This window comes from Cellulomonas marina (assembly GCF_900111925.1).
Taxonomy (GTDB): Bacteria; Actinomycetota; Actinomycetes; order Actinomycetales; family Cellulomonadaceae; genus Cellulomonas; species Cellulomonas marina.
Map to the genome: position 1 here is coordinate 74,509 of NZ_FOKA01000010.1, position 24,574 is coordinate 99,082.

Annotated in this window: 17 protein-coding genes; 13 read left to right on the forward strand and 4 right to left on the reverse strand. The window is 75.2% G+C overall.

Annotation, left to right across the window (positions count from 1 at the left end; translation table 11 throughout):
* Positions 1–148: 148 nt before the first annotated feature.
* Together BM048_RS11760 and BM048_RS11765 are read right to left on the reverse strand one after the other, a co-directional pair.
* Positions 149–1,084 (reverse strand): alpha/beta fold hydrolase, encoded by a 936-nt coding sequence (locus BM048_RS11760; RefSeq protein ID WP_139224436.1) that lies wholly within the window; start codon positions 1,082–1,084, stop codon positions 149–151.
* A gap of 9 nt (positions 1,085–1,093) precedes the next feature.
* On the reverse strand, positions 1,094–2,278 hold the full coding sequence (locus BM048_RS11765; protein ID WP_175499526.1) for an ROK family transcriptional regulator: 1,185 nt from the start codon (positions 2,276–2,278) through the stop codon (positions 1,094–1,096).
* A 181-nt stretch (positions 2,279–2,459) separates the two neighbouring features.
* Between BM048_RS11765 and BM048_RS11770 the strand changes: the two genes are divergently transcribed.
* The 7 genes from BM048_RS11770 to BM048_RS11800 all read left to right on the forward strand — a co-directional run bounded on the left by BM048_RS11770 (position 2,460) and on the right by BM048_RS11800 (position 9,513).
* Entirely contained in the window at positions 2,460–3,944 is a 1,485-nt protein-coding gene (locus BM048_RS11770; protein WP_239078825.1) for a sugar ABC transporter ATP-binding protein, read from the forward strand.
* 74 nt (positions 3,945–4,018) lie between these two features.
* On the forward strand, positions 4,019–5,029 hold the full coding sequence (locus BM048_RS11775; RefSeq protein WP_239078824.1) for an ABC transporter permease: 1,011 nt from the start codon (positions 4,019–4,021) through the stop codon (positions 5,027–5,029).
* 110 nt (positions 5,030–5,139) lie between these two features.
* The gene (locus tag BM048_RS11780) at positions 5,140–6,204 is read left to right on the forward strand and encodes a substrate-binding domain-containing protein (RefSeq protein ID WP_090033342.1); all 1,065 of its coding nucleotides are present in this window, start codon (positions 5,140–5,142) and stop codon (positions 6,202–6,204) included.
* Between the two features lie 39 nt (positions 6,205–6,243).
* On the forward strand, positions 6,244–7,467 hold the full coding sequence (locus BM048_RS11785) for a Gfo/Idh/MocA family protein (protein WP_090033343.1): 1,224 nt from the start codon (positions 6,244–6,246) through the stop codon (positions 7,465–7,467).
* 1 nt (position 7,468) lies between these two features.
* A complete protein-coding gene (locus BM048_RS11790) occupies positions 7,469–8,473 on the forward strand; it encodes a sugar phosphate isomerase/epimerase family protein (RefSeq protein WP_090033345.1) in 1,005 nt (334 codons plus the stop codon).
* 81 nt (positions 8,474–8,554) lie between these two features.
* On the forward strand, positions 8,555–8,827 hold the full coding sequence (locus BM048_RS11795) for a sugar phosphate isomerase/epimerase (protein WP_090033346.1): 273 nt from the start codon (positions 8,555–8,557) through the stop codon (positions 8,825–8,827).
* A 239-nt stretch (positions 8,828–9,066) separates the two neighbouring features.
* A complete protein-coding gene (locus BM048_RS11800) occupies positions 9,067–9,513 on the forward strand; it encodes a PQ-loop repeat-containing protein (protein ID WP_090033347.1) in 447 nt (148 codons plus the stop codon).
* A gap of 30 nt (positions 9,514–9,543) precedes the next feature.
* Here the strand turns inward: BM048_RS11800 and BM048_RS11805 are convergent, their stop codons facing one another.
* Together BM048_RS11805 and BM048_RS11810 are read right to left on the reverse strand one after the other, a co-directional pair.
* Complete coding sequence (locus BM048_RS11805) at positions 9,544–11,547, reverse strand: putative bifunctional diguanylate cyclase/phosphodiesterase (protein WP_090033349.1); 2,004 nt, start codon at positions 11,545–11,547, stop codon at positions 9,544–9,546.
* A 69-nt stretch (positions 11,548–11,616) separates the two neighbouring features.
* Positions 11,617–14,511, reverse strand: coding sequence for a glycoside hydrolase family 3 C-terminal domain-containing protein (locus tag BM048_RS11810; RefSeq protein ID WP_090033430.1), 2,895 nt, complete (start codon positions 14,509–14,511; stop codon positions 11,617–11,619).
* 178 nt (positions 14,512–14,689) lie between these two features.
* On the opposite strand from BM048_RS11810, the gene BM048_RS11815 reads away from it, so the two are divergent.
* From BM048_RS11815 to BM048_RS18790, 6 genes are all read left to right on the forward strand, one after another.
* Positions 14,690–16,450: a type 2 periplasmic-binding domain-containing protein gene (locus tag BM048_RS11815; RefSeq protein WP_090033350.1), complete on the forward strand. Its 1,761-nt coding sequence runs from the start codon at positions 14,690–14,692 to the stop codon at positions 16,448–16,450.
* 119 nt (positions 16,451–16,569) lie between these two features.
* Positions 16,570–17,505 carry an ABC transporter permease gene (locus BM048_RS11820; RefSeq protein WP_239078823.1) on the forward strand — a complete coding sequence of 312 codons (936 nt, stop codon included), beginning with the start codon at positions 16,570–16,572 and terminating at the stop codon, positions 17,503–17,505.
* Complete coding sequence (locus BM048_RS11825) at positions 17,502–18,503, forward strand: carbohydrate ABC transporter permease (protein ID WP_090033351.1); 1,002 nt, start codon at positions 17,502–17,504, stop codon at positions 18,501–18,503. The genes BM048_RS11820 and BM048_RS11825 overlap by 4 nt, the downstream gene beginning before the upstream one ends.
* Positions 18,500–20,584, forward strand: coding sequence for a beta-galactosidase (locus tag BM048_RS11830; protein WP_239078818.1), 2,085 nt, complete (start codon positions 18,500–18,502; stop codon positions 20,582–20,584). Before BM048_RS11825 ends, BM048_RS11830 begins: the two co-directional genes overlap by 4 nt.
* Positions 20,581–22,878 carry an alpha-xylosidase gene (gene yicI / locus BM048_RS11835; RefSeq protein WP_090033353.1) on the forward strand — a complete coding sequence of 766 codons (2,298 nt, stop codon included), beginning with the start codon at positions 20,581–20,583 and terminating at the stop codon, positions 22,876–22,878. The genes BM048_RS11830 and yicI overlap by 4 nt, the downstream gene beginning before the upstream one ends.
* A complete protein-coding gene (locus tag BM048_RS18790; protein WP_239078817.1) occupies positions 22,875–24,551 on the forward strand; it encodes a glycoside hydrolase family 43 protein in 1,677 nt (558 codons plus the stop codon). Before yicI ends, BM048_RS18790 begins: the two co-directional genes overlap by 4 nt.
* Positions 24,552–24,574: the final 23 nt, after the last annotated feature.

Sequence of the window (24,574 nt, forward strand, 5' to 3'; positions counted from 1 at the left end):
CGGGTGTCCGGGTCACCGCGCCCGGTACGAAGGTTCTCCGACCTGCCGCGAGATACCACGACACGCCGGTGGACGCCCCGCATCCATGGCATCTCGGCGGAGGGTGCCGAGAGCCACCGGCCGACCGGCTGTCCCCCCCCGCGCGTCGTCAGGAGGCGAGGCCGGACGTCCCGCGCCAGAACGCGTCGAGGACCGCTGCCGTGGACGGGGCGTCGTCCTCGTTCGGGCAATGGCCCGTGCCCGGCACGACGACGACCGGGGCGCCGAGCCGCGCCGCCATGGCGCGCTGCCACTCCTGGGGCCACGCGTCGTCGTGCTCGCCGAAGACGACGGCGGCCGGGACGCCCGTGGCTGCGAGCTCCTCGGTCCGGTCGGTGAGGTCCGCGAGGTGGTCGATGGCGGCCAGGAGCTGGTCGTGGTGCGTCAGCTCGGCGCGCAGGCGCAGGAAGGCGTCGAACGGCGGCAGGTCGTCGTCGGGCAGGTGCGCACGCTGCGGGTTCGTCAGCCGCCAGAGGTCGACGTGCGGGTTGGCCAGCAGCATCTCGCGCTCCTCCGCCTTGCGGCCCTCCCAGCCGTGCGGGCCCGAGCACAGCAGCGTGACCGTGGCGAACAGCTCGGGGTGCGCGACCACCGCGGCTCGCGCGACGAGCCCGCCGAAACTGTGCCCGACGAGGTGCACCTGCGTCGCGCCGGTGCCCGATGCCGCCAGCACTGCCCGTGCGACCTCCGCGACGTCGTCGGCCAGGAGGTCCATCCCGTACCCGTCCTCGCCGTCCGGGCCGGTGGAGTCGCCCTGACCGCGCTGGGAGTACGTCCACGCGTCCCAGCCCAGCCGTGCGAGCTCCGGCAGCAGGAGGCGGTGGTCCTCCTTGGTCCCCGTGTAGCCCGGGACGACGAGCACGACGCCGGCGGGCGGGCCGTCCGGAGCGTGGTGCAGCGCCGTCAGCGGGCCGACGCCCGCGGCGACGACGACGGCCTGCGTCCTGGGGTCGAGCGGCAGGTCGCCGAGCGGCATGCCTGGTAGGACGGCGGCAGGTCCGGCGGGGGGTGCGGCGTCGGACGTGGGGGAGAGGGCGTCGGGCACGTGCCGACCCTAGATCAGCGCGTCGAGCGTCTCGCCGGCCAGGACGTGCTCGATCGCCATCGTGCTGGCGCCGAGCACGCCGGCGCGGCCACCCGTGCGGCTCGTGACGATGCGCAGGTGCTGCGTCGCCAGGGGCAGCGACCGCCGGTAGACCACCTCGCGGATGCCGGCCAGCAGGTGCTCGCCGGCCTCGGCCAGGCTGCCGCCGATGACGATGACCGACGGGTTGAGCATGCTCACGCACACGGCGAGCACCGACCCCAGCCGGCGCCCCGCCTCGCGGACGGCAGCGGTGGCCGTGAGGTCGCCCGCGCGGACCAGGGCGACGGCCTCCGTGCTCGTCGACGCCGCCAGGCCGTGCGCGGCCAGCTCGGCCGCCACGGCGCGGCCGCTGGCGACCGCCTCGAGGCACCCCGTGTTGCCGCAGCGGCACACGACCGCCGGACCGCCGGGCACGGCGACGTGCCCCAGGTCCCCCGCGGCGCCCTGCGCACCCCGCCGGATGCCGCCGTCGCTGATGATGCCGGCGCCGATGCCCGTGGCCACCTTGACGAACAGCAGGTGGTCGACGTCGCGGAACTCCGCAGCGTGCTCGCCCAGCGCCATGACGTTCACGTCGTTGTCGACGAGCACGGGCACGGGCACGGGTGCCGGACCCAGCAGCTCCTGCAGCCGTCCGGCCACGTCGGCGCCGTCCCACCCCGGCATGATCGGCGGGTTCGTCGGACGGCCCGTCTCGTGGTCCACGGGACCGGGCAGGCCGACCCCGACGCCGACGAGCTCGGACGCGGACCGGCCGGTGCGGGCCAGCAGGTCGTGGGCGACCCGCGCGACCAGGTCCAGCACGACCTCGGGGCCCTCGGCGATGGCGACGACCTCGAGGTGCTCGGCCAGGACCGTCGCGGCCAGGTCGGTGACGGCGACACGCGCGTGCGTCGCCCCCAGGTCGACCGCGAGGACGACGCGCGCCGCCGGGTTGAACGCGAAGGTGGCCGGCGGCCGCCCGCCGGTGGAGGCCGCCTCGCCCGTCGGCGCGACGAGACCGGAGGAGAGCAGCTGGTCGACGCGCATCGCGACGGTCGAGCGGGCCTGGCCGGACAGGGTGGCGAGCTCGGCGCGCGTGCGGGGTCGGCCGTCGCGCAGCAGCTGCAGCGTGGCGCTGAGGTCGCCGGCCCGCGGCGCGCTGGTGGCCATGGGCGCAGTCAAGCACATCCGCCGATCGCGGCAGCGCTTCTCGTCGAGCGGGTAGCAACTTTTGCTTGACGTCTGGCAGAACCTCTGCCACGGTCCTCGCATGGTCGACGACGACGGCCGGGGCGCCGAGGCCCCGGGACGCACCGCGCCCCCCACGACGGGTGAGCCGGTCCTCCTGCGGATGCGGGACATCGCCAAGCACTTCGCCGGCGTGAAGGCGCTCGACGGGGTGGACCTCGAGGTCCGTGCCGGCGAGGTGCACTGCCTCCTGGGGCAGAACGGCGCCGGCAAGTCCACGCTCATCAAGGTCCTCGCCGGCGCCCACCGGCCCACGCGCGGCACCGTCGAGTGGCAGGGGCAGGAGGTCACGCTCGCGTCGCCCGTGGCCGCGCTGGCTACCGGTGTCGCCACCATGTACCAGGAGCTCGACGTCGTCGACGGCCTGACGGTCGCGGAGAACATCTGGCTCGGCCACGAGCTCGCCCGGGGCGGGATCACCCGGCGCCGGGAGCTGCACGCCCGGACCCGGGACATCCTGCGGCGGCTCGGTCACGGGGACATCCCGCCGGGCCGCGAGGTCGGGCACCTGTCGGCCGCCGGCAAGCAGGTCGTCAGCATGGGTCGCGCCCTGTCGCACGAGGCGAAGCTCATCGTCATGGACGAGCCCTCGGCGGTCCTGGACTCCGAGGAGGTCGCCAACCTCTTCCGCGTGGTCCGCGAGCTGACGGCTGCCGGCGTCGCGGTCGTCTACATCTCCCACCGGCTCGAGGAGATCCGCCAGATCGGTGACCGCATCACGGTCCTCAAGGACGGGCGGACCGTCGCGACCGGCCTGCCCGTCGCCACGACCCCCACGTCCGAGCTCATCCGGCTCATGACCGGCCGCGCCGTGGAGCAGGTGTTCCCGCCGCGCCGGAGCGTCGCCCCCGACGTCGCGCCGCTGCTCGAGGTCGAGGGCCTCGGGCTGCGCGGCGTCTTCTCCGACGTCTCCTTCTCCGTCCGGCCGGGGGAGGTCGTCGGGCTCGCGGGCCTCGTCGGGTCTGGCCGCTCCGAGATCCTCGAGACGGTCTACGGCGCGCGGAGGGCGACCGCCGGACGGGTCCGCGTGGGTGGCAAGGAGCTCCGTCCGGGCTCGGTCCCCGCGGCGGTCGCGAGCGGCATCGGCCTCGCGCCGGAGGAGCGCAAGAGCCAGGGTCTGCTGCTCGACGAGCCCATCTACCGCAACGTCACCCTGTCGACGTTCGGCCGCTTCGCCACGGGTCCGGTGCTCGACGAGCGTGCCGAGCGGCGCACCGCCCGCGAGCAGATCGACGCCCTCGAGCTGCGTCCGGCCGACCCGGACCGGGTCACCCGGACGCTGTCCGGCGGCAACCAGCAGAAGATCATGCTCGCCCGCTGGCTCGTGCACGGCTGCGAGGTCCTGCTGCTCGACGAGCCCACCCGCGGCGTCGACGTCGGCGCGCGCGCCGAGATCTACGCCCTCGTCGACGCCCTCGCCGCCCGCGGCGCCGCGGTCGTCGTCGTGTCCAGCGAGATCGACGAGGTGCTCGGCCTGGCCGACCGCGTCCTCGTCGTGGCGGAGGGCCGCGTCCTGCACAGCGGCCCCGCCGACCAGATCGACGAGCACCGCGTGCTCGACCTCGTCATGGAAGGAAGTGCCGCGTGAGCGAGTCCTCGTCCCTGCCGCCCTCGCTGGCGACGGCCGGCAGCGTCCCGCCCGACCCCGACCGCCCGACCCCGCTGCAGCGCGGCGGGGCGACGACCGGCGCTGCGCCCGCCACGCGCTCGCGCAACCCGCTCGCCGGTGGCGCCGGCCGCATGGTCGGGCTGGTCATCGCCCTGGTCGTGCTCTGCGCCGTCGGCGCGCTCACCGGGGGCGAGCGGTTCGCCAGCCTCGACAACGCGATGACGATCCTGCGGCAGGCCGCGATCTACGGCGTGCTGGCCGTCGGGATGACCTTCGTCATCACCGGTGGCGGGATCGACCTGTCGGTCGGGTCCGTGCTGGGCCTGGCCTCGATCTGGGCGAGCACCGTCGCGACCCAGACGATGGCGGAGAGCAGCGGCTGGTTCGTCATGGTCTTCACGGCCCTGGCCGTCGGGGCCGTGTGCGGGCTGGTCAACGGCGTCCTCATCGCCTACGGCCGGGTCGTGGCGTTCATCGCGACGCTCGCGATGCTCGTCGGTGCCCGCGGGCTGGCGGAGATCATCGCGAACCGGCAGACGCAGATCGTCGAGGTGGACGGCTTCCTCGACGTGTTCCGGTCCAGCATCCTCGGCATCTCGGTGTCCATCTGGATCTTCGCCGCCGTGGCGGTCGCGGGCTGGTTCCTGCTCAACCGCACGACGTTCGGTCGCCGAACCCTGGCCGTCGGCGGCAACCCCGAGGCCGCCCGGCTCGCGGGCATCCGGGTCAAGCGGCACACGATGTACCTCTACGTCCTGGCCGGCGTCACCGCGGGCATCGCGGCCGTGCTCATGCTCGCCCGGACGACGTCGGGCTCCTCGACGCACGGCTCGCTCTACGAGCTGGACGCCATCGCGGCCGTCGTCGTCGGCGGGACCCTGCTGGCCGGGGGCCGCGGCACGATCGTCGGGACCGTCCTGGGCGTCCTCATCTTCACGACCCTCACGAACGTGTTCGTCATCAACAACCTCTCGACGTCGGCACAGTCCGTCGCGAAGGGCCTGATCATCGTCGTCGCCGTGCTGCTGCAGCAGCAGTTCGCGGCCCGCGCCCGGCGCACCTGACGCTCCGCCGCCGCGCCCTCCGCCGGCGTCCCCTGCTCGTCGTCCTCGGACGTCGACCCGCCCGTCGCACCCGCTCGTCGTACCCGCACACCCTGTCAAGGAGGACACTCATGTCTGCTCGCACCCCGCTCCGCCGCCGCTGGTTCACCACGGCCGGCGCCCTCGCCGCCGGCGCGCTGCTCGTCGCCGGCTGCACGTCCAACACGCCGGTCGAGGAGGACGAGGGCTCGGCCGCCGCCGCGCCCGCCCCCGTCGCCGCGACGGGCAACGACGAGACCGGCGACACGGTCGTCATCGGGTTCTCGGCCCCCGCCGCCGACCACGGCTGGATGGGCGCCATCACGGCCGCCGCCCGCGCCGAGGCCGAGCGCTACGAGGACGTCGAGCTCCGCGTCGCCGAGGGCACCAACGACGTCAACCTCCAGATCAGCCAGGTCGAGCAGTTCATCAACGACGGCGTCGACGCGATCGTGCTCCTGCCCTTCGACGGCGCCGCGCTCACCGAGGTCGCGACGCAGGCGATGGAGGCCGGCATCACGGTCATCAACGTCGACCGCGAGTTCTCCAGCCCGTTCGCGGCCCGCGCCACCGTGCTGGGCGACAACTACGGCATGGGCGTCTCCGCCGGCACGTACATCTGCGAGCAGCTCGGCGACCAGCCCGACGCCGTCGTCGCCGAGATCGCGGGCATCGACTCGCTGCCGCTGACGCAGGACCGCAGCCAGGGCTTCGCCGACGCGCTGGAGGACTGCGGGCTCGAGGTGAGCAACCGCGTCGCCGCCGACTTCACCGTCCAGGGCGGCCAGGCCGCCGCGGCGAACCTGCTGCAGGCGGCGCCGCAGATCGACGCCCTCTGGAACCACGACGACGACCAGGGCGTGGGCGTGATGGCCGCCATCGAGGAGGCGGGCCGCGACGAGTTCATCATGGTCGGCGGCGCCGGCTCGCAGCAGGTGATGGAGGCCATCCAGGCGGGCGACTCCGTCCTCAAGGCGACGGTCGTGTACCCCTCGACGCAGGCCGCCGACGGCATCCGGCTGGCCCGCCTCGCGGTCCAGGGCAAGGCTCTGGGTGACCTCGTCGAGGTCGAGATCCCGCGGACGATCCAGCTCTACGCGCCCGTCGTGACGGCGGAGAACGTCGACAAGTACCTGCCGACCGCGTTCGAGTCCTGACGTGCCGCAGGAGCGGCCGCACGCACGAGGGGAGCAGGGATGAGCGAGACCGGGCCGGGGACGACCCTCGGCGTCGGGATGGTGGGCCACGCCTTCATGGGGGCCGCCCACTCCCAGGCGTGGCGCGTGGCGCCGCGGTTCTTCGACCTGCCGCTGACGCCGCGGATGGTCGTCGTCGCGGGGCGGCGGGCCGAGGCCACGCGCGCCGCGGCCGAGCGGCTGGGCTGGGACGGGTGGGAGACGGACTGGCGCAAGCTGCTCGTCCGCGACGACGTGCAGCTCGTCGACGTCTGCACGCCGGGCGACACCCACGCCGAGATCGCCATCGCGGCGCTCGAGGCAGGCAAGCACGTCCTGTGCGAGAAGCCGCTGGCCAACACGGTGGCGGAGGCCGAGCAGATGGCGGCCGCCGCCCGACGGGCCGCCGAGCACGGGGTCCTGGCGATGGTCGGGTTCACCTACCGCCGCGTGCCGGCGGTGGCCCTGGCACGGCAGCTCGTCGCCGAAGGGCGGATCGGGGCCGTGCGGCAGGTGCGTGCGCAGTACCTGCAGGACTGGCTGGCCGACCCGTCGTCGCCGCTGTCGTGGCGGCTCGACAAGCAGAAGGCCGGATCGGGCGCGCTGGGCGACATCGGCGCGCACGCCGTCGACCTCGCGCAGTTCATCACGGGCGAGCGGCTCACCGGCGTCAGCGCCCTGCTGGAGACGTTCGTCCACGAGCGGCCGGTGGCGGCCGAGGGCGGGTCGGCGCTGCACGGGGTCGGCGGCCAGGGCACGGGGCCGGTGACCGTCGACGACGCCGCCGTGTTCCTCGCCCGGCTCGACGGCGGCGGCATCGCCACCTTCGAAGCCACGCGCATGGCGTGGGGCCGCAAGAACGCGATCCGGCTGGAGATCAACGGCACCGCGGGTTCGATCGCCTTCGACTTCGAGGACATGAACGTGCTGCACCTGTACGAGGCGTCCGACGAGGGCCGCACGGCCGGGTTCCGGCGCATCTACGTCACCGAGCCCGACCACCCGTACGTCGGCGCGTGGTGGCCGGCGGGGCACGGGCTCGGGTACGAGCACGGGTTCGTGCACCAGGCGGTCGACCTCGTGCGGGCGCTCGCGGACGGGACGCAGCCGGAGCCGTCGTTCGACGACGGCCTGCAGGTGCAGCGGGTGCTGGACGCCGTGGAGCGCAGCGCGGCGGCCGGCAGCACGTGGACCGCCATCGAGGACGACGCGTCGGGCACGCCCGACGGGGACAGGAGCGAGTGACGTGGCACGACCGGTGACGCTGTTCACGGGGCAGTGGGCGGACCTGCCGTTCGAGGAGGTCTGCCGGCTGGCCTCGGGGTGGGGCTACGACGGGCTCGAGGTGGCCTGCTGGGGGGACCACCTCGACGTCTGGCGGGGGGCTGAGGACGACGCGTACATCCAGGGCAAGCTCGACGTCCTGGAGAAGCACGGCCTGCAGCTCTTCGCGATCTCCAACCACCTCAAAGGTCAGGCGGTCTGCGACGACCCCATCGACCAGCGGCACCGGGACATGCTCCCGGACGTCGTGTGGGGCGACGGTGACCCCGAGGGCGTCCGGCAGCGGGCGGCCGAGGAGATGAAGCTGACCGCCCGCACGGCGGCGCGGCTCGGCGTGAAGACGGTCGTCGGCTTCACGGGCTCGTCGATCTGGAAGTACGTGGCGATGTTCCCGCCTGCCTCGGAGGAGCTCGTCGCCGCGGGGTACCGGGACTTCGCCGACCGCTGGAACCCCATCCTCGACGTGTTCGACGAGGTCGGGGTCCGGTTCGCCCACGAGGTCCACCCGAGCGAGATCGCCTACGACTACTGGACGACCGTCGCCGCGCTGGAGGCCATCGGGCACCGGGAGGCGTTCGGCCTCAACTGGGACCCCAGCCACTTCGTGTGGCAGGACCTCGACCCGGTCGGGTTCCTCTGGGACTTCAAGGACCGGATCTACCACGTGGACTGCAAGGACGCGAAGCGCCGGGTTGGCAACGGCCGCAACGGCCGGATGGGCTCGCACCTGCCCTGGGCGGACCCGCGGCGCGGCTGGGACTTCGTCTCCACCGGCCACGGCGACGTGCCGTGGGAGGACTGCTTCCGGATGCTCAACACCATCGGGTACGACGGCCCCATCTCCGTGGAGTGGGAGGACGCCGGCATGGACCGGCTCGTCGGGGCACCGGAGGCCCTGGCCTTCGTCCGGCGGCTGGCCTTCGACCCGCCCACCGCGTCCTTCGACGCGGCGTTCAGCACCCGCTGACCGTCCCGGTCCGGCCGGCCGTGCCCCGCACGCGCCGGCCGGCCCGGGCTGCACGACCGCACCATCGCACGACGCACCACCGTGTTCTGGGCCGCCGACGCCGGCGTCGACGTCGCGGCGCTGATCGAGGAGCACGGCGACCGCATCGAGCTGCTGCACATCAAGGACGGCGACCTCAACGGTGACGCCCGCGGCATCCCGTCCGACGTCGGCGAGGGCGAGATCGACTGGGCGCCGATCCTGCAGGCGGCTCAAGGCAAGGTGAAGCTGTACGTGGTCGAGCGCGACGGGGCCCCGGCCGACGCCGAGTTCGCCCGCGACAGCCTCGAGTTCCTCACCTGCTTCACCTACTGATGGCCGTGACGCCGCACCGGCCCGCACGTGAGTGGCGGGCCGGTGCGGCGTACGGAGGACCGGAGGTCCGGGCACCGGCGTGTCGGCGAGGACACGCCGGTGCGGGGTGAGCACGCCGCACCGGCGGACCACTTGATCGGGTGACGCCGGGAGCCGATGGGACGTGGTGGGTCCGACCGGCCCACGCACCACCCGAATCCCGGGCACCACCGTGCCCCGTCCAGGAACGAGCTCGTCCCGTGCACGACGTCATCGCCACCGCCGGCCTCCTCGCCTCGATCACCGGTCTGGTGGGCGGGCTCCCGCACGCCCGGCACGTCTGGCGTCACCGGCGGGAGCCGTCCGCGCTCCAGGGCATCTCCCTGGCCTCGTTCGCCGTCGCGCTCGTCGGCAACGTCATGTGGACCGTGTACGGGGTCGGCATCGGCTCCTTCTGGGTCGCGGCGCCCTGTGCCGTCAACGGGCCGATCGCGGTGCTGACGCTCGTCGTCGTGGGCCGGTCGAAGCGCAGGGTGCGGCCGATGGAGGGGGTCGAGGGCGCGTCGGCCTCTACCACCGCAGCCCCGGCGACCCTGCCGCAGGCACGGGTGGTGGCGCTGGCGCACCGGTCGACCGGACGCCTGGTCGCGCAGCGGCCGGCTGCGGACGTCCACGGGCTCCCCGCCCACGTGCGCGCGGCCGGCTGAGGCAGCCGCACCAGGACTGCGCAGCCGACGTCAGCCACCGGCGGCTCCCCGCAGGACGCGGGCGGACAGCGCGTCGGCCGGGCCGGGGCGGCCGAGCAGGTAGCCCTGCACGTGCCGGGCGCCGAGGCGGCGCGCGGCGGCGAGCGTCGCCTCGTCCTCCACCCCCTCCAGCACCACCGGGCTGCCGAGGCTGCGCCCGAGCAGGAGCACCGCGGACACCACGGCCGACGCCTCCGGCCGCTCGACGAGCGCCGCGGTGATGGACCGGTCGACCTTGAGCGTCGCGCGCGGCAGGTCCATGACGCGGCCCAGCGACGACCAGCCGGCACCGAGGTCGTCGATGGCCAGCCCGCACCCGAGCGCCTCGAGCCCCCGCAGGGTCGCGCGCGCGTGCTCCTGGAGCAGGCCCGACTCGGTGACCTCCACGGTGAGCCGCGCGGGGTCGAGGTCCCGGCGGCCGAGGGCGCCGGCGACCGCCTCGAGGAGGCCGGGGTCCGCCAGTTCGCCGGCGGAGGCGTTGACGAACACCCGCGGCACGGTCCCGGGACCGAGCTCGGCGTCCCAGGCGGCGAGCTGGCGGCACGCCTCGTCGAGCACCCACCGCCCGATCCCGACGAGGAGCCCGTGCTGCTCGGCGAGGTCGACGAACCGTGCCGCCGCCAGCAGCCCGGCGCTCGGGTGGTGCCAGCGCAGGAGGGCCTCCACGGCCCAGACCGCCGCCTCGCCGTCGCCCGTCGACCACGCGCCGCCGCGTCGTCCGGCCACGCCGTCGGTCACTCCGTCCGATCGACTGTCCGGGGCGAGCACGAGGACGGGCTGGTAGTGCAGCTCCAGCCGGCCGTCGGTCAGGGCGGCCCGCAGGTCGGCGGCGGAGACGACCACCGGGTCGGGCGGTGCCGACGCGGTCGGTGCCGACGTGGTCGGGGAGGCGGCAGCGGTGGGCCCGACGGCCGCCGGGGCGGTCGCGACCGCCAGGCCCGAGGGCGGCGTCGCGGCCGGGGCGGCGGAGTCGTCGACCTCGACGAGGCCGCGGCCGCCACGCTTGGCGGCGTACATGGCGGAGTCGGCCCGCGCGAGCAGCACCTTGGCGGGCGTCGCCCCGGCGACGGACAGCGCGACCCCGGTGCTGACGCTCGGGTCGAGCCGGCGTCCGGCGACCTGCACGGGCTCGCCCAGCCGCGTGCTGATCCGCCGTGCCGCCTCCGCGGCGCCCGCGACCCCGTCGACGTCCTCGAGCAGGACGACGAACTCGTCGCCGCCGACGCGGGCCACCGTGTCCGTGGTGCGCAGCAGCGCGGAAACCCGTGCGGCGACGGCCCGCAGGAGCTCGTCACCCGCGGCGTGCCCCCACGTGTCGTTCACCGGCTTGAGGTCGTCCACGTCGAGGAAGAGCACGGCGACCGTCGCCCGGGTGCGCTCGGCCCGCGCCAGCGCTGCGGCGAGCCGCTCCTCGAGCACCCACCGCAGCGGCAGGTCCGTCAGCGGGTCGTGCATGGCCCGGTGCGCCAGCTCCTCGCGCGCGCGCCGGGCGTCGTCCCGGTCCGCGGCGACGACGAGGTACGAGGTCGCCAGACGCGCGAGCCGGGTGACCCGCAGCAGCTCGGGCTCCGTCAGGGCCCGGGCCTCGTGCCGGTACAGGTCCAGCACGCCCCAGCACCGGCCGCGGCCGAGCAGCGGCACGCTGGTGACCGCCTGCACGCCGAGCTGCTCCGCCCGGTGCTGCCACCGCGGCCACCGGCCCTGCGTCGTCAGGTGCGCGACGTCGACCGTGCGGCGGGTCAGCTCGGCCTCGAGGCACGGCCCCTCCTGGAGCTCCTCCTGCAGCCGCGCGAGCGCGTCCGCGTCGCCCGCATGGGCGAAGACGAGCCGGACCAGCCCGTCGGCGCCGGGCACCATCACACCTGCGGCGTCGACCCCGACGAGCACGCGCGCGGCGTCGGCGAGGCGCTCGAGCACCTGCCGGGTGTCGAGGTCGTCGACGACGGCCGTGCTGAACTCGTCGAGCACGCGGACCAGGTCGTCCTGCTCCGCCATCGTGGCTCCTCGCGCCGCGCGTCGGACCGGGTGCTCGGCCGACGGCGCCCCAGCATCTCGCGGGTGCGGTCAGCGCACCACCTCGACGCGCGCGACGCGGGCGGCGCCCACGAGCTCGAGCCTCAGGTCGACCGGACCGGCCGGCAGTGCCTCGTCGGGCACCGGGACCTCGACCCACCGCCACGCGTACGCCGCCTCGCGCCGGTCGGCGGGGGTGGCGCCGTCCCCGGCCTCCGGTACCGCCACCGGGGGGCCGAGCGGCCGCCACGCACCGGTCCCCGTGGGCCGGAGGGCGAGGGCCACCGTCGGCGCGGACCAGCCCGGCAGCGCCCGCGGTGCGACCTCCAGCCGCAGCGCGCGGGCCCCCGCCAGGTCGAGCCGGTCGTGGCGGACCCACCCCCGGTGGGCGGAGGGCAGCACCTCGACGCACGACCCTGCCGCCCGGCTGCGGTCGGACGTGACGGCGCCGGCGTACGCGTGGAAGGCGTGCGCCTCCAGCACGTCCGGCCTGCGGACGGGGGCCGGCGGCCCGGTGACGACGAGGTCCGCGTTCGCCGCGTCGTCGTGCGCGGACCGGCCGACGGTCAGGCGGTAGGTGCCCGGCTGCACGCGGAACGCACCCGGCGTGCCGACGACCGGGCTGCCCGGGGCCGGCGTCGCGCCCACGTCCCACACCGCCAGCGTGCCGAGCGGCACCCCGAGGTCGACCGTCCGCGTCTCGCCCGGCGCGAGCGCCACCCGCGTCCACGCGGCGAGGCGCCGGAGGGGGGCGGGCACGGGCAGCGCGGGCGCCTGCACGTGGACGGCGACGAGCTCGTCGACGGGACGCCCGCCGGCGTTGTGCAGCGTCACCGAGGCGACGACCGCCGCCTCCGGCCGCGGGGTTTCCGGCCGGGCGGCAGGGGTGTGCACGGTGGTGGGCTCGGGGGCCTCGACCGTCGGCGCCGACAACGTCAGCCCGACGTGCTCGACCCGGGTGTACGACAGCCCGTGCCCGAAGGCGTACAGCGGCTCGGCGGCCCCCCACCGGTAGGTCTGCCCGTTCCCGACGACGTCGTGGTCGAGCAGGTCGCCGGCGTCCTCCGCCCGCCGCCACCAGGTCTGCGCCAGGCGCCCGGTGGGCTCGCGGTCCCCGGACAGCACGTCGACGAGCCCGTGGCCCAGCTCCTGCCCGGCGTGGCAGGTCCAGACGACCGCGTCGGCGGCGGCGGCCTCGTCGCCCACCGCGTACGGGTAGCTCGACACGACGGCCAGCACGGCCGCGCGGGCGTGCGCCCTCGCCGTCCGCCACAGCTCGCGCGACGCCGGCGGCAGCTCCAGGCCGGGCCGGTCCTCCGTCTCCCGGCCGGCCACGTGCGGGTCGTTGCCGACCGCGACGACGACGACGTCGGCGCCCGCGCAGACCTCGGCGACGTGCGCCGTGCCCGCGCGCACCACGTGCCGCGCGAACCGCTCGGCGGTCCGCTCCGACGCCTCGGCGACGAGCAGCCCCGACCCGTGCTGGACGCGCAGCCACCGCCCGCTGCCCACGTGCTGCAGCGAGACCGTGCCGTCGTCGTGGGTGCGCACCCGGAACGTCTCCTGCGCCACCCACCCGCCGACCCGGTCCGCGTCCGCCCGCAGGGTCCACGAGGCCCCGGAGACCAGCCGGCCCGAGGCGGCGCTGCGCAGCGTGACGACGTCGTCGCCCCAGTCGGTGACGTCCAGCCACGTGGCCTCGTCGGGCGCCACGGCGGAGGCGACGAGGGCTGTGTCGCGCGGGTCGAGCGCGAGGTAGCGGTCGTGCACCAGCGAGCGCAGGGCGACGCGGTCGGCCCCGTCCGCGATCCGCACGTCGGCGTCGGGGTACCGCTCGGCCAGCGCGCCCGCGACCGTCGACAGGTACGGCGGCGTGCCCGAGTACCAGTCGTGGACGACGTGGTCCGCGAACGGCCCGACGACCGCGACGACGGCCGGGGCGCGCAGCGGCAGCACACCGCCGTCGTCGGCGAGCACGACGACCCCCCGCCCCGCCGCCTCCCGGGCGAGCACCCGGTGCTCGGGCGTGTCGATCGCGTCCGCGCCGACGCCGTACGGGTCGGCGCCCGCCAGCTCGCCGGTCCGCTCCCGCAGGAGCAGGACGCGGAGCACGGCGCGGTCGACGTCGGCCTCGGTGACGAGCCCGGCCGCCAGCGCCGCCGTGATCCGCTCGACCGTCGGCGCGCTGTCCGCGCTGTTGTCGGTGAAGGAGTCGACGCCGGCGCGCAGGGCGGCGGCGTGCGAGGTGACGTGGTCGTCGTGGTACCGCTCGCCGTCGACGAGGTTCGACGGCGCCTGCGCGTCGGAGACCACCGCGACCTCGTGCGGCGCCCACGTGCGCAGCTCGTCGAGCAGCTCGCGCGCGACGTGGTTCGGCCGGCCGTTGACGAGGTTGTACGAGGGCATGACGGCGCCGACGACCCCGGCGGCCAGCGGGCCGGTGAAGGACGGCAGCTCGTGCTCGCGCAGGGCCTGCGGCGGCAGGTGCGAGCTCGTCACCGCGCGGTCGGTCTCGTTGCTGTAGGCGAGGTAGTGCTTGAGCGTCGGCACCGTGGCCCAGACCGTCGGGTCGGTGCCGCGCAGCCCCCGGCAGTACCCGGTGGCCAGCACGGCGGTGAGGTCCGCGTCCTCGGAGTACCCCTCCTCGCCGCGCCCCCACAGCGGGTGCCGCAGCGTGTTGACCACCGGCGCCCACACGTTGAGGCTCACCGTCGGGTCCTGCGCGCGCTTGGCGCGGACCTCCGTGGCCACGGCGGCGCCGACCCGCTCGAGCAGGTCCGGGTCCCACGTGGCGGCCAGCCCGACCGGCTGCGGGAACACCGTCGCGGTGCCGAGCCAGGACACGCCGTGCAAGGCCTCGGTGCCGGTGCGGAACGCGGCGAGCCCGAGCCGGGGGACGGCGGGCGCGTGCTGGTGGAGGAACGTCACCTTCTCGGCGAGGGTCATCGCGGCCAGGGCGCCGGCGGCGTCCGTGGGGCGCGCCTCGGCGGTGGCGGAGCCGGTGACGGACCCGGTGGTGGAGTCGTGGGCGGGTGGGGGGGACGCAGCGGGTGCTGCGAGGAGGGCGCGGCTGGCCGGGGCGGGACGGGGGCACCGAGGCCCCCTCGACCGAGGGAGACGCGCGATGACGACGTCCGGGACCACCCAGCACCTCCGGGGCCGCGTGCGGCGCCGGCGCACGGCGACGGCCCTCCTCGCGGCGGGCGCCACGGCGGCGCTGGCCGCGTGCGGGGGCGGCGGCCCGGCCCCCGCCGCGCAGGACGCCAGCAGCGCGGGCCTCGTGGCCGGCGACCAGCTGCCGACCTACACGGCGATCGACCTCGTCGAGCCGGACTTCCCGGGCGTCGACGGCTCCACGCCGGGCTTCCTGTCCGTCCCGGACCCGCTGGTCCAGGCCTTCGACGAGCCGCCGGGTGCGGGCGGCAGCTACACGGCCATGACGCCGCTGTGGGGGACCATCCCGCCCACGGAGGGCAACGCGTACTTCGACGCGGTCAACGCGGCCATGGGCACGGACATCACGTTCCAGATCAGCGACGGCAACACCTACGGCGACAAGCTGGCGGCCGTCCTCGCCTCGCCCGACGACCTGGCCGACTGGGTGACCATCCCGAGCTGGAACGTGCCGCCGCGGTTCGGCCAGGCGGTGGAGACGATCTTCCAGGACCTCGCGCCGTACCTCGCGGGGGACGCCGTCGAGGACTACCCGTACCTCGCCAACATCCCCACGGAGGCCTGGCAGGCCTGCGCCTGGAACGGCCGGCTCTACGGCCTGCCGTTCCCGCAGGAGCTCGGCGTCACGGACTACGCGTTCTACCGCTCCGACCTGCTGCCGGACGCGCAGATGCCGACGACGGCCGACGAGATGATCGACTTCGTCGAGGAGAACACGAAGGACGGCCACTGGGGCACCAACGACCTGTGGACCACGGCCACCGTGATGTTCGGCGTCCCGCCGGAGTGGGTCGTCGGCGACGACGGGACGCTCGTGCACCGGGTGGAGACGCCGCAGTACCGCGCCGCCCTGGAGTGGATGGCCGAGCTCTACGCGTCCGGCGCCGTGCACCCCGACGCCGTGGCGGACAACCAGGGCGACGCCGCGCAGCGGTTCGAGAGCGGCCAGGTCCTCGTCAACTCCGGCGGCGTCGGCTGGTGGCACGAGGCGCTGACCCGCAACCGCGCCGTCGACCCCTCCTTCGACATGCGCCCGTTCCCGGTCATCGCCGCGGACGGCGGCACGCCGACGGTCTACAAGTCCCGCGGCGCCGCGATGTGCTCCTACCTGAAGAAGGCCGACGACGCGACGATCACCGAGCTGCTCGGGGCGGCCAACTTCCTCGCCTCGCCGTTCGGCACCGCCGAGTACCAGCTCATCAACTACGGGGTGGAGGGCACGCACTACACGCTCGACGAGGCCGGCCTGCCCGTGCCGACCGCGCAGGCCCAGACCGAGGTGCAGCCCTCCTACATCTTCCTCGTCGACCCGCCGGTGGTGAACGCCAAGGTCTCGCTGCCCGACTACGTCGAGGCGTTCAGCGAGTGGACGGCCACCAACGCGGCGTACGTCGTCGAGCCGCCGTTCTACGGCATGAACATCACCGAGCCCGCGCAGTTCGCCTCGCTCGACACGCCCTTCGTCGACCTCGAGAAGAGCATCGCCCGCGGCCGCGCCGACCTGTCCGACCTGGACGCCGCCGTCGAGACGTGGCGCTCGTCGGGCGGCGAGGAGCTGCGGGCGTTCTACCAGGAGATCTACGACGCCCAGCAGGAGGGCGGCGCCTCCGGCACCGACGCAGGCACCGACTCCGGCACCGACGCAGGCACCGACTCCGGCACCGACTCCGGCACCGACTCCGGCACCGACTCCGGGACCGACGAGTCGTGACCGCCACGTCCACGTCCCCCGTCCCCGGCCCGACGGCCTCGCCGTCGGGCCGGGGGCTCCGGCGGGCACCGCTCGCCGGCGGCCGGCAGGTCCGCCGGCGCGGCGGGGCCACGGCAGCCCTGCCCGAGGGCGTCCCGGTCAACCGCGTGTCGCTGCGGGCCCGCCTGCGCCGGGACCGCGCGCTGCTGCTCATGACCCTGCCGGCGGTGCTGCTGCTGGCGGTCTTCGCCTACGTCCCGATGCTCGGCAACGTCATCGCCTGGCAGGACTACTCGCCGTACGTGGGGATCGGCAGCAGCCCCTTCGTCGGCTGGGCCAACTTCGAGCGGGTCATGACGAACCCCGCCTTCCTCGAGGCCGTGGGCAACACCCTGGCCATCACGGCCTTCCAGCTCGTCTTCTACTTCCCGGTGCCGATCGTGCTGGCGCTCCTGCTCAACAGCGTGGTCACGCCCGCCCTGCGCACGACGATCCAGTCCGTCGTCTACCTGCCGCACTTCTTCTCGTGGGTGCTGGTCGTGACGATCTTCCAGCAGATCCTCGGCGGCGCCGGCCTGCTCAACCGGGTGCTGGCGGACCGGGGCTTCACCGGGTTCGACCTCATGACGAGCCCCGACGCGTTCCTCGTCCTCATCACCGCGCAGGCGGTCTGGAAGGACGCCGGCTGGGGGATCATCATCTTCCTCGCGGCGCTGTCGACGGTGAACCCCGAGCAGTACGAGGCGGCGGCGATGGACGGCGCCGGCCCGTGGCGGCGCATCTGGCACGTCACGCTGCCGGCCATCCGGCCCACGATCATCCTGCTGCTCATCCTGCGCCTGGGCGACGCCCTCACCGTCGGGTTCGAGCAGCTCATCCTCCAGCGCGGTGCCGTCGGCCCCGGCGTCTCGGAGGTCATCGACACGTTCGTCTACTACCAGGGCGTCATCAACGGCGACTGGGCGTTCGCCGCGGCCGCCGGCCTGGTGAAGGGCGTCGTGTCCCTCCTTCTCGTGCTCGGGGCCAACAAGCTCGCGCACGTCTTCGGCGAGGACGGGGTGTACCGGAAGTCATGAGCATCCAGCAGGACGCGACCCGAGCCCCCCTGGGGCTGCCGGGCGCCGCCGCCACCCCCGTCCCCGACCCCCGCCCGGCGCCGCGGCGCCGCCCCCGGCGGTCCCGCCACCGCAACGCCTGGGAGGGCCGCCCGACGGTCCTCGGTCAGGGCCTCAAGGGCGCCGTGCTGGCGGGCGTCGTGCTGGCCGTGCTCTTCCCGCTCTACACGGTGGTGCTGACGTCGCTCTCGACGACGGCCGACGTCAACCGCTCCGGCGGCATGGTGACGGTCCCCGGGCAGCTCACCCTGGCCGCCTACCAGCAGATCCTCTCCGGCGGCATCGTCACGCGGGCGGCCCTGGTGAGCATCGGCGTCACCACCGTCGGCACCGTGCTCTCGACGACGGTGTCGGTGCTCGCCGCCTACGGCCTCTCGCGCCCCGGCTCGGTGCTGCACCGGCCGATCCTGTTCGTCTTCCTCATCACGATGTTCTTCGGCGCGGGGATGATCCCGACGTACCTGCTCGTCAGCGAGCTGGGCCTCATCAACTCGTACTGGTCGCTGATCCTCCCCGGGGCCGTGTCGGCCTTCAACGTGCTCATCCTGCGGTCGTTCTTCATGAGCATCGACCCCGCCATCACGGAGGCCGCCCGCATCGACGGCGCCGGCGACTGGCGCATCCTCGGCCGGATCGTCATGCCGATGTCCCGGGCCGTGACCGCCGTCGTCGCCCTGTTCTACGGCGTGGGGTACTTCAACGCGTTCTTCAACGCGATGCTCTACATCAACGACAACGTGAAGTGGCCCCTGCAGCTCGTCCTGCGCTCCTACGTCCTGCAGGGCGTCACGCTGCCCGGCAGCGGCACCGGCCAGGTCGACGTCGCCACGGGCGCCGTGACGGGCCTGCCGGTGAAGATGGCCATCATGGTGCTGGCGATCGTGCCGATCCTCCTGGTCTACCCGCTCATCCAGCGCCACTTCACCAAGGGCGTCATCTTCGGCGCGGTCAAGGGGTGAGCCGGCAGCGCGGCGGCCCCGCGGTCCTGCTCGGGGCGTCGGCGCCGCTCTTCGGCGGGGACTGGAACCCCGAGCAGTGGGACCGGGCCACGTGGGACGAGGACGTCGCGCTCATGCGCCGCGCCGGCGTCACCCTGGTCACGGTGGGGGTGTTCTCCTGGTCGCGCCTCGAGCCCCGGCCGGGCGAGTACGACCTGGACTGGCTCGTGGAGGTCCTCGACCTCCTGCACGGTGCCGGCATCCGCGCGGACCTGGCCACCCCGACGGCCTCGCCGCCGCCGTGGCTCGGGCACCGCTGGCCCGAGACGCTGCCGGTCACGGCCGAGGGCGTGCGGCTGACGTACGGGTCCCGCAACCAGTTCGCCCCCTCCTCGCCGGTCTACCGGGAGCACGCGCTCGCGGTGACGCGGGCCGTCGTCGAGCGGTGCGCCGGCCACCCCGCCGTCGCGATGTGGCACGTCGGCAACGAGCTGGGGCAGGTCGACCACTCCGACGTCGCCGCCGTCGCCTTCCGCCGCTGGCTGGCGGACCGGTACGGGTCCGTCGACGCGCTGAACGCGGCGTGGGCGACGAGCGTGTGGTCCCAGGGCTACACCTCCTTCGACGAGGTGCTGCCGCCGCGCGCCGCGCCGTACCACCGCAACCCCAGCCAGGAGCTCGACTTCCGCCGCTTCACCTCCGACGAGCTGCGCGACCTGCTGCGCCTGCAGACGGCCGTCATCCGCGAGCACGACGCCCACCGGCCCGTCACGACGAACCTCATGGGCTTCTTCCCGGGGGCGGACTACGCCACCTGGGCCGACGACGTCGACGTCGTGTCCGACGACGCCTACCCCGACCCGGCCGACCCCCGCGCGCCGGCCGACGCGGCGCTCACGCAGCACCTCGTCCGGTCCCTGGCCGGCGGGGACCCGTGGCTGCTCATGGAGTCGGCCGTCTCGGCGGTGAGCTGGCGCCCGCACAACCTCACGAGGTCCCCGGCCCGCAGCCGGCTCGGGTCGCTGCAGGCGGTGGCGCACGGCGCCGACGGGGTGCTGTTCTTCCAGTGGCGGCAGGCCCGGTCGGGACCCGAGCGGTTCCACTCCGCGCTGCTGCCCGTGGCCGGGCCGGACACCGCCGTGCACGCGGGGGCCCGGCGGCTCGGCGCCGACCTGGCCCGGCTCGGTCCCGTGGTCGGGACGCGGACGGACGCGCCCGTCGCGCTGCTGTGGGACTGGCCGTCCTGGTGGGCGGGCACCGCGCAGGCCCTGCCGACGGACCGCCTCGACCCGCTCGCGACGCTGCGCGCCTGGCACCGGGTGCTGTGGGACGCGCGCGTGACGGTGGACGTCGTGCCGCCCGGCGCGGACCTCACGGGCTACCGCGCGGTGCTGGCCCCCTCGCTGCACGTGCTGGCGCCGGGGCCCGCGGAGGCGCTCGACGCGTACGTCCGCGGCGGCGGCGTGCTCGCGGTGGGGCCCTTCAGCGGGGTCGCCGACGAGCACGGCCACCTGCACGTCGGGCGGGCGCCCGTGCTGCTGCGCGACGTGCTCGGCGCCTCGTCGGAGGAGTGGGTGCCGCTGCCTGACGAGGGGCTGCCCGCGCGGTGGACGGACGCCATCGCCGGCGCCGCCCGCGTGCACACCTTCGTCGAGCACGCCCGGGCGGAGGGCGCCAACCCCGTCCTCGTCCTCGACGGCGGGCCGGGTCTCGAGCACCTGGCCGGCGCACTGGCGGTCGGCCGGCACGCCGGCACCCCCGCGACCGGCGACGGCACCGCCTGGTACGTCGGCGCCGTCCTCGGCGAGGGCGACCTGCGCCGCGTGCTCACCGCGGTCCTCGCGGACGCGGGGGTCGCCGACCCCCTGCCCGGCGTCCCGGCCGGTCTCGAGGTCGCCCGTCGTGGCGACGTGCTCGTCGCCCTCAACCACACCGGTGCGCCGGTGCCCCTGCCCGGCGCCGGCCTGGCCGCCGCCCTCGACCTGCCCCCCGGCACCCCGCTCGTGGACCTGCTCTCCGCGCGGCGGCTCCCGACCACCCCCGACGACGCCCCGACCGTCCTGGCGGAGCACGACGTCCTCGTCCTGATGGAGGCACGATGAAGTTCACCGACGGCTACTGGCAGCTGCGGCCGGGGGTCGAGCTGCTGCGCCCCCTGGACGTCGACGAGGTGCTCCGCGACGGCGACGACCTCGTCGTGCACGCGCCCACGGCGCGGATCGGCACCCGCGGCGACACGCTCAACCGCCCGTCGATCACGGTGCGGTTCTCCTCGCCCATGCCCGACGTCGTCGGCGTGCGGATCTCCCACCACCTCGGCGGGGTGGACCGGGAGCCGCGGGTCGCCCTGGCCACCGAGCCGCAGACGGTCGGGATCGAGCTGCCGGAGGCCCTCGGCAAGGGCCCGGCGACGCTGACCGCCGGGCGCCTGACGGCCCGCGTCGCCACCGACGGGCCGTGGGGCGTGGAGTTCCTCGACGAGCACGGCCGGCTCCTGACGTCCTCCACCGACCGCAGCGTCGGCGTGCTCACCACGCCGGAGGGCCGGTTCGTCCGCGAGCAGCTGACCATGGGCGTCGCCGAGACGATCTACGGCCTGGGGGAGCGCTTCGGCACCTTCGCCAAGAACGGCCAGAGCGTCGACGTGTGGAACGAGGACGGCGGCACGGCCTCCGAGCAGGCCTACAAGAACGTCCCCTTCTACCTCTCCGACGCCGGCTACGGGCTGTTCGTCGCCCACCAGACCCGCGTCTCCTACGAGATCGGCACGGAGGTCGTCTCCCGCGCGCAGGTCAGCGTGCCGGGCGAGGAGCTGCAGTACTACGTCGTGCACGGCGCGACGCCGAAGGAGATCCTCGAGCGCTACACCGCGCTGACCGGTCGGCCCGCGCGGCTGCCCGCGTGGAGCTACGGCCTGTGGCTGTCGACGTCCTTCACGACGAGCTACGACGAGGCGACGGTGACGTCCTTCGTCGACGGCATGGCCGAGCGGGACCTGCCGCTGTCGGTCTTCCACTTCGACTGCTTCTGGATGCGGCAGTTCCACTGGACCGACTTCGTGTGGGACCCGGCGATGTTCCCGGACCCGGCCGGGATGCTCGCGCGCCTCAAGGCCAAGGGCCTGCGGATCTGCGTGTGGATCAACCCGTACGTCGCCCAGCGCTCGCGGCTGTTCGAGGAGGGGCGCCGGCTCGGGCACCTCGTGCTGCGGCCCGACGGGTCCGTCTGGCAGTGGGACATGTGGCAGGCCGGCATGGCCCTGGTCGACTTCACGAAGCCGGAGGCGGTGGCCTGGTACCAGGGCTACCTGCGGGACCTGCTGGCGGACGGCGTCGACTGCTTCAAGACGGACTTCGGCGAGCGGATCCCCACCGACGTCGTCTGGCACGACGGCAGCGACCCGCAGGCCATGCACAACCACTACGCGCTGCTCTACAACGAGGCGGTCTTCGACCTGCTGCGGCGCGAGCGCGGCGAGGGCGAGGCGGTGCTGTTCGCCCGCTCCGCCACGGCCGGGTCGCAGCGGCTGCCCGTGCACTGGGGTGGGGACTGCGAGTCGACCTTCGTCGCCATGGCGGAGTCGCTGCGCGGCGGGCTCTCGCTCGGGATGAGCGGCTTCGGGTTCTGGTCGCACGACATCGGCGGGTTCGAGGGCACGCCCGACGCGGCGGTGTTCAAGCGGTGGGTCGCCTTCGGGCTGCTGTCGTCGCACTCGCGGCTGCACGGGTCCAGCTCGTACCGCGTCCCGTGGGCGTTCGACGACGAGGCCGTCGACGTGACGCGGGCCTTCACACGGCTCAAGCTGCGCCTGCTGCCCTACCTCGGCGGCGCCGCGGAGGAGGCGACGACCACGGGCGTGCCGGTCATGCGCGCGATGGCGCTGGAGTTCCCCCGCGACCGGGCGGTGGCGGGGCTGGGGACGCAGTACGTGCTGGGCGGCTCGCTCGTCGTCGCCCCCGTGTTCTCGGCGTCCGGCGACGTCGACGTGTACCTGCCGGGGCCGGCCGCGGGCGAGGTCGGCCCGTGGACGCACCTGCTCTCGGGGGAGCGCGTGCCGGGCGGGTCGTGGCGGCACGAGCGGCACGGGTTCGACTCGCTGCCGCTGTACGTGCGGCCGGGGACCGTCCTGCCGCTCGGCGCCGTGGAGGACACGCCGGAGTACGCGTGGGCCGAGGGCGTCACGCTGCGCCTGTTCGCCCTGCCCGACGGGTACGACGCCGTCACGGCGGTGCCCGGCGGGACGGGGGCGCCCGCGCGGTTCCACGTGCGCCGCACCGGGGGCCGCGTCGTCGTGCGGTCCGACGACGCGCCGGGTGCCTGGCACGTCGAGGCCGACGGGGCGACCGTCTCCGTCGACGGGCCGGACGAGGTCGTCCTCACGCTGCCCGACGCGTGACGGCGGCTCCGGAGGGCGCGGCCGTCAGCGGCGCGACGGCGGTCGGCGGCGCGGGGGTCGTCGCCGACCCCGAGGCCTGGCGGTCGGCGACGAACCCCGTGCTGCCCGGGATGCACCCGGACCCGTCCGTGTGCCGGGTCGACGGTCCGGACGGCACCTGGTTCTACGTCGTGACCTCCACCTTCGAGCTCGTGCCGGGGTTGCCGGTGCACCGCTCGCGGGACCTGGTGCACTGGGAGCCCGTGGGGCACGTGCTCACCGGCGCCCTGTCCTACGACGGGGTGGGGGACTCGGGCGGGCTGTACGCGCCGACGATCCGCCACGACGGCGCGCGGTTCCTCGTCGTGTGCACGCACCTGGGCGGGCCGGACGGCGGCAGCGGCACCTTCGTGACCACGGCGGTCGACCCGGCCGGGCCGTGGACGCCCCCCGTGTGGTGGGAGGGTGTCGACGGCGTCGACCCCTCGCTGCTGCTCGACGACGACGGCCGGGTCTGGGCGCACGGCGCCCGCGGCGCCCGCAGGCCCGCCTGGCCGGACCAGGGCGAGGTCTGGGTGCGCGAGGTGGACCCGGCGACCCTGCGGCTGCACGGGCCGGAGCACGTCGTCTGGCGCGGCGCCGCGGTCGGCGCCACCTGGACGGAGGGGCCCCACCTGTACCGGCACGGGGAGCACGTCGTGCTGCTGGCGGCGGAGGGCGGCACCGAGCGGCACCACGCCGTCGTCGCGGCGCGGGCGTCCTCGCCGCTCGGACCCTACGAGGCGTGCCCCGACAACCCGGTGCTCACGCACCGGGCGTTGGGGCCGGGTGCCGCGGTGGTGAACGTCGGGCACGCCGACCTCGTCGAGGCCCCCGACGGGTCCTGGTGGGCCCTCGTGCTGGCCTCGCGCCTCGTGGGCGGCGCTGACCTCCTCGGGCGCGAGACGTTCCTCGTACCCGTGACGTGGCACGACGGGTGGCCGGTGCTCGCGCCCGGCGTCGGGACGCTCGTGCCCGAGCCCGGCGGACCGGGGGGCGTGCGGCGGCAGGACGACGGGCAGGAGGACGGGCAGGACGAGGCATGGGTGGCGGTCCGGCGGCTGCCGGGCGCCGTCGCCGACCTCGGGGGAGGGCACCGCGGCGGCACCGTGCGGCTGCGCGCGGGCGCGGGGCTCGAGGCGGCCCTGCCGGCGTTCGTCGGACGCCGGCTCACCTCGCCGTGGGCGCGGCTCACGCTCGGGCTGCCGGAGCGCGACGCGGGCGTCCCGGCGGACGACGAGGTCGGGCTCGCGCTGCGGCTCTCGTCGCGGCAGTGGGTGACGGCGGGGGTGCGCGACGGGCGGCTGGTGGTGACCTCGTGCCGGGACGGCGTGCCGGAGGCGGTGGCGGACGTCGTGGCGGGGGTGGCGGTCGGCGGCGGCGGCACGGTCGTGGTCGCGCTCGAGGGCGCGCGGGCGGAGGTCGCCTGGTCGCCGGGCGGGCGGGGGGCCGGGACCGAGGGGGACGGGCCCGCCGGCGCCGGTGCCACCCTCGTGCCCGTCGCCGCGCTCGACGTGCGGCACCTGTCCCCTTCGCACGCCGGGGGGTTCGTCGGGGTGGTGTACGGCCCCTACGCCACCGGCACCGGGACGCACCTCGTCGGGCCGCTGCACGAGCGCACGCCTCACCCGGCCGCCGGGAGATCCGCGGGGTAGCAGCCGCGCCCGGCCGTCGGCCG